The organism is Halorubrum sp. Atlit-26R (assembly GCF_003666015.1).
In the GTDB taxonomy this organism is placed as follows: domain Archaea; phylum Halobacteriota; class Halobacteria; order Halobacteriales; family Haloferacaceae; genus Halorubrum.
The window spans coordinates 1-5581 of the sequence record NZ_QPLT01000034.1 but is presented as its reverse complement, the minus strand read 5'-3'; the positions used below and the strand labels follow the sequence as shown (position 1 = coordinate 5581).

Genomic DNA, 5581 nt, shown 5'->3' with positions numbered 1-5581 from the left:
TTTTAGAGAAGTAGAACGACGAACCTCTTCGTTTTCAAACTGTTTCAGCCACGTCGATCCACCGACCGCGGAAACGTGGTTACAAGCCCACGCCGTCTGGTGGAATCATGCTTAAGTTAACACGACGAGATTCACCGGCCGAATGCTTATCACACTACTCAGGTAATACGCTGGTAATGAGTACTGAAACGAGCACAAACGACGATCCCCAGAGTGGGCGAACCATTACGCTCACTCAGGCGGACGACGGTTGGTGGGTCGCCCGTGACGAGGAGACAGGTGTTGCGAGCCAAGGTGAGACGAGGCAGGATGCCCTCGACAACCTCGACGAGGCAGTCGCGCTCCACAAGGGGGAAATCGGCGAGTCCATCGATACCCGCGAGCAGGAAGAGAAAGTACTCGAGGATCTCGGTATTGATCCGGATGAGGTAGCGCAGGCTCGTGATGAGCACGATGGCCTCCCCGATTTTATGAAGTAAATCGGATGGCGTCACGCGATTTCTCCGGGCGCGATGTCGTCAAAGCACTCACGAAAAACCGCTTCGTAATTGTTGACCGAACTGGTAGCCACGTCAAGCTGCGGTACGAGCACCCGACAAACGACGATGATGTCCGCGTGGTCTCCGTACCGCAACACGACCGGATCCGAATTGGCACGTTGCGCAACATCGCAGAGCAGTCCGGGGCGGAGGACTTCGAGAAGTGGTGTCAGTGGATCGAACAGCAGTGCTGATACGCTACTCAGCTAATCCCCCGAAGATATTGGATTGTATTTCCGGACCGGTCTACTGATTCAGTCGTTATGATTGTAAATTATTAGAATATGACATACTCTGGCTCGGTTCGTTCAATATAGAGAACTCACGGATCGCTCAGGATAGATTGTTCGGGAGATACTGCGAGCAATCGACCGGGATCGCCTCCCACGCTGCCTGAATCGCTTGATACCCTGTCCAGCCTTCCCCTTGAAGCATCTCTCCACAGGCCTGACAGAACTCCGCTACAGTACACTCTCCGTCGTCTAGTAACAGATACAACAAAAACGTGGGAGCAACTGCCTTCCCAGTCGTCTCTTCTACGTCATCGAACACTCGATTGATAGCCCGACGCCCGTGCGTATCCATCAAAATAGCGAACCGATACAGCTCTGTATTCTGTTCGATTTCCATCTTCACGGACTTCTCCCCAGCATCCTCCCCATGCGGTCGAGGGACACACGGAACCTTCGTAAATGACGTCTCCTCGTCGTCGAACGGCTCAAGTGCCCTCTTACTCCCGTCGTGGACCCATCGCTCTCTCGTCCCTTCGGGTGCGTACTCAGACATCTCCCGAACGTGGCGCTTGAGTTCGTGATAACACACGTTAGTCGTCGTCAGCTGTATATTGTCGGTAATTCGAGACCAGAGATCTGTGTTCGCGACAGCAATTAGTGCGTCTGTATCAACGATAACTGGATGGCGTACATCATCCTCCGCCATCTTCACTGCTGGAAAACGCCACTCGTATCAAGCTCTGTAGCCTCCTCAAAGGATTCCCGCTCCCGCTCAATTTCTTCCAAAGCATCACCAAGAAGAATCTCCGCAACTTCCTCAGAAAGCTCTCCCTGCTTGTATCGCTGGTGGAGGGTGATCTTCTCCTCGTCTGAGAGGACTTCTCGGAGTTTCTCTTGAAGACCCTGCCGAGCAAGCTCACTAATGTTGATCCCACCAAGACGCATCTGATCGACAATCTGAGTCGCCTCTTTTTCAGTTTCTCCCCGGAACTGGATTTTGTCGTTGTTTGTGGCCATCTTACCTTGTATTCTATTTCCACGGCAATAGATGTTGTGACAGGTCATCCATGTCAGTACAAACTCACAGCGATCAACGACTGGTTCAAGTAAGAACATCTCTGAAGAAGAGAATTTGAACAAGGCCACAGATTACTATCGTAGAGATCCGGGTCTTACCGCTCGTTTACCCGGTTGTCTGTCTGCGAGAATGCTTCGGTCGCCATGTCGGCGCGCTCGGCGGCCTCGATATGCTGATACGCCTCGCGGACCTGTTCCTCGCTGTTGTCGAGGTACCGCGCCGCAGCGGCGTAGCCGAACTGCCGGACGAGTACCTCGCCGACGCCCCGGCGCCCACCGTGTAGTTCGAGATAGTCCCCGTCGAGTGTGAGGTCCAGCTCGTCGCGACGTTCTGCGAGCTTCTCGTGCGTCCAGAGCCGCTCCATGATCGACCGGGCGCCGTCGGTGGTGAGCGGCTTCGGCGCGTCGAGGTCGTGTTCGGTCGCGACGATCAGGTCGGGCGCCCCGCCGCGGACCCGCTCGATCGCGTCGTCGTCGAGGCCGGCGTCGCCCAGCCCGTCGGAGACGTGTGAGGCGAGCGAGGGGCGGTGGAGCGTCGTGAACACCGGCCACGACTCGGGGACGTCCAGCACCTCGGCGTACCGCTTCAACGGTCCGATGACGGGCTCGGGGAGTGACGCCTCCTTCCACTCGCGACTCTTCCGGAACACGGTGACGCTGCTGTCCCCGAACGACACGTCACGCCACCGGATCCCGTTGCGACCCTCGCGGTCTTCCTTCGGCGCCGAAAGGAACTCCGACCCGCGCAGGCCGGTGTAGGCGACGACGTACACGAGCGCTTGTTCGCGACACCGCTGGTAGGCCTCGAACCGGGCGCGCTGTTTGGCCTGCCACGTCTCGCTCTCCGGGTCGCCCCGGTCGGCGTGGGAGACCTCGATCGCGCCGAGGGCGTCGAACGCCTCGGAGACCCGCCGGTCGACGAACTGCGTGATCAGGTCGCGGTGGATCGGCTCCCACGCCTGCTGGTCGCCTGGACGTCGGCCGTCGTTCTCGGGGAGCGGGTCCTCTGCGTCCGACTCCCGGGCGTAGTGGCGCGGGGTGTATCCCTGTGCGTGCGCCCACCCGCACCACGAGGCCACGTGGGCGTAGTAGGTGAGCACGGTCCCGGCAGCGTACCCGGCGGTCGAGAGGTACCGCGCGTAGTCCGAGAACACCGTCGTATCGAGGTCCGCGAACCGGATAGTGTCGCCGTCGACGACACCCGCCCACGACTCCGGCGGGGAGGCGTTCGCCGAGTCAGCGGTTCGACCGAGACACCAGCACCGGAATCGCTGGAGCTCGCGCTCGGCGTCAGTTCGGTACGCACCTTGCTCGCCGGCGTCGCCTTTCCCCTTGTCGGTGAGGTACTTCGTGAACGTGTCGTCGATCGCGGTCTCGACGGAGCGGCGGCCCATCATTGCGCCTCCGAGGGGTGGGGGTTGTGCCGTCGGAACACCGCTGTGAACGCGGTGTTCCTGCTGGAGCGGCTGTTTGGGGAAGCGTCGGGCATAGTTCTGGATCTGCCTCATTTGGGGCCACGGGTGGGGGTCACTAAGAGTTTACTTTGTCTTACTCAACTAAGACTAAGTAATTTATTCTGCCGGATATTCGTGGTCCTGTGAGATTATCGGCTGATTTCGACAGCGAGAACGCTTCTAGTTCGATCAGGGAGATCAGTAAATCGTATATCGCTATACACAATTAGACCCTGGTAGTTGCGAATGCCGGTCAAAACGTTCACGGGATCGACTCTATTCGTACCAGTACCCGATAGAAATAGCCGCGATTACGCTCTAATAGCTATCATAGAGATAGAATTATTATACTAAACAAACTTATCGGTCGAAATCTATCTCAGCAAAGAGTGATGCCTCTCGCGAAGGGCTAGCCCAGACCGAGCTCTAAATGAGTGTGATCAGCTCTTTGTCCAGCCAATCAAGGAACCGACTGAGTGTGATTCTGGGCTTCTTCCGGGTTTTAATGACTCCAATGCGCTCCTGTGTGAGGAAATCGACTAACAGCCACATGTTGTAGACCACACACCCAAAGGCGAAATGGAACCACCGTACTCCAAACTCCTTCGAGGTAGTCCACGCTGCTGCGTTCTTGATCGACGAGTACGAGTTCTCGATCGCTCCGCGGTCACTGTACTGTTCAATCTGCTGTTTCGCCCAGCGCCGATCGAGTGCGACCTCGTCACTCACATCGAGACTGGTGAGAAAGGGCTGTGGCGATCCCTCTTCATGGACATCATCATCTTCCGCTGGGGGTAACACGGTAACGGTCGTATGTACCGTGTGGTTTGAGACGCCACCCTTCACTGCACCGTGCATGACGAAATCCTCCTCGACATACAGCGGGGTGTCGTTCGGTTCGTGATACCCCTGCTTCACTTGGTCAAACCGGTCGCACATCGGTCCAATTCGATGCTGATCTTTCTGAGCGGGGATCACGTAGTCCAACCCCTTGTCAGTAAGCGTCTGAATGACGTCAACAGCGTGGAATTCACGATCGGCGTACACCATCCTGACGTCGACGTAGTCTTCGGCGATCGAAAGGAGTCGCCGTGCAACATCCCCGATGTAGTAGGAATTACCCTTGCCTGGATAGGCGTCTGTCGCGGCGTAGTCCGTACTCCCAAGCGGACACACCCCGACGACGTAGTGAGTGTTCTCACCGACGATTACGACCGTCGCAAACTTGTGACACCAACTGTATTCTTTTCCTTCAGGTGCGCCCTGGACCCATTTCATCTCGTCGCGATCGCCATGGTAGGCAACATACGTGATGTCCAGCGCGACTTTCGCCCGAGTGCCAAACCGTGAGCCGTTGTCGTGTTCGAGTTCTCTGATTTGGGGCTTCGCGCGTGTGTAGGTCTTTCGGAGAGCGAAATTCAGCACAGTCGCAATCTCATCGACGGACATCTGCTTGAGGGCTTCCAACAGCGTTTCACCGGATGGGCCGTCCTCGTAGAACGGGTCATCAACAGCGGGATCTGGGTTTTTCATGTCACCTAGATTTTGCCCCGAACCGTGTGCCGCCTGCTGCTTGATTGTCGCGATTGCTTCTAAGACGAGTAGCTCATCGTCGTCGTAGATCGCGTCATCTGATCGGGAGAGTGAGATTGAGGGGATAGCTACTGATTTCAGCTCATTGAGCACCTCTTGTCCCTTCTTTCGCAGCAAGCGTTGGACGGTTCGATTTGACAGCGACTGTTTGTCTTCGTCGTCCGCTGTTTTGAGAAGATCATTCCCGATTGGTGCGCCTCGTTCAGATGCAAGCAGGCGGATCTCTTCAGCACCTGATTCGACGACCGTCTGTAACTTTCCGAATCGGCTTTCAAGCCGAACTGGTTTACAGCTACTTTCTGAGGGGAGACCATCCATCTCAAACCCAAATGCACGGGCGAGTTCCGGTCGGTCAGAGAGGCGTTCTGGGATTCCTGACAGGGATTCACGCTCGACAGTTGCCCACAGATACGCCAGAAACATTGGCCGAAACGGAAGCGACGAACTCCACTCAGGGTGTGCGTCCCGTAGCGTATAGCGGCTCACGTCCAGTTCGTTCGCAAGTGTGATCCAGTCAGTATCTACAGTAAGGACATCATCAACTTGCTTTGTCAGCCTACTTTGAACCCGACTGCTCTCATTGCTCATCGGCTCTCACCGCCGATAGACAAAAATGAGCTGTCAACAGCCCAGTTGAGTGAGGACATTAGTATCGATAGTAGATTCATTTTGAACTTAACTGCTA

6 protein-coding genes and 1 pseudogene are annotated in these 5581 nt (G+C 56.2%); 3 read left to right on the top strand and 4 right to left on the bottom strand.

What is annotated here, in order from left to right:
* The 3 genes and pseudogenes from DVK07_RS18900 to DVK07_RS18890 all read left to right on the top strand — a co-directional run.
* Window positions 1-115 (top strand): annotated as a pseudogene (locus DVK07_RS18900) (IS6 family transposase); the annotation flags it as partial.
* A 61-nt stretch (window positions 116-176) separates the two neighbouring features.
* Window positions 177-479, top strand: coding sequence for a type II toxin-antitoxin system HicB family antitoxin (locus DVK07_RS18895; RefSeq protein ID WP_121598451.1), 303 nt, complete (start codon window positions 177-179; stop codon window positions 477-479).
* Window positions 480-484: 5 nt separating this feature from the next.
* Window positions 485-733: a type II toxin-antitoxin system HicA family toxin gene (locus DVK07_RS18890; protein ID WP_007344151.1), complete on the top strand. Its 249-nt coding sequence runs from the start codon at window positions 485-487 to the stop codon at window positions 731-733.
* Window positions 734-872: 139 nt separating this feature from the next.
* Here DVK07_RS18890 and DVK07_RS18885 read toward each other — a convergent pair whose 3' ends face one another.
* The 4 genes from DVK07_RS18885 to DVK07_RS18870 all read right to left on the bottom strand — a co-directional run bounded on the left by DVK07_RS18885 (window position 873) and on the right by DVK07_RS18870 (window position 5484).
* A complete protein-coding gene (locus DVK07_RS18885) occupies window positions 873-1478 on the bottom strand; it encodes a hypothetical protein (protein ID WP_233565521.1) in 606 nt (201 codons plus the stop codon).
* Window positions 1479-1480: 2 nt separating this feature from the next.
* Window positions 1481-1789, bottom strand: a complete 309-nt coding sequence (locus DVK07_RS18880; protein WP_004595462.1) for a hypothetical protein — start codon at window positions 1787-1789, stop codon at window positions 1481-1483.
* 155 nt (window positions 1790-1944) lie between these two features.
* A complete protein-coding gene (locus tag DVK07_RS18875) occupies window positions 1945-3246 on the bottom strand; it encodes a site-specific recombinase (RefSeq protein ID WP_121598449.1) in 1302 nt (433 codons plus the stop codon).
* A 483-nt stretch (window positions 3247-3729) separates the two neighbouring features.
* The gene (locus tag DVK07_RS18870; RefSeq protein ID WP_121598448.1) at window positions 3730-5484 is read right to left on the bottom strand and encodes a transposase; all 1755 of its coding nucleotides are present in this window, start codon (window positions 5482-5484) and stop codon (window positions 3730-3732) included.
* Window positions 5485-5581 lie beyond the last annotated feature (97 nt).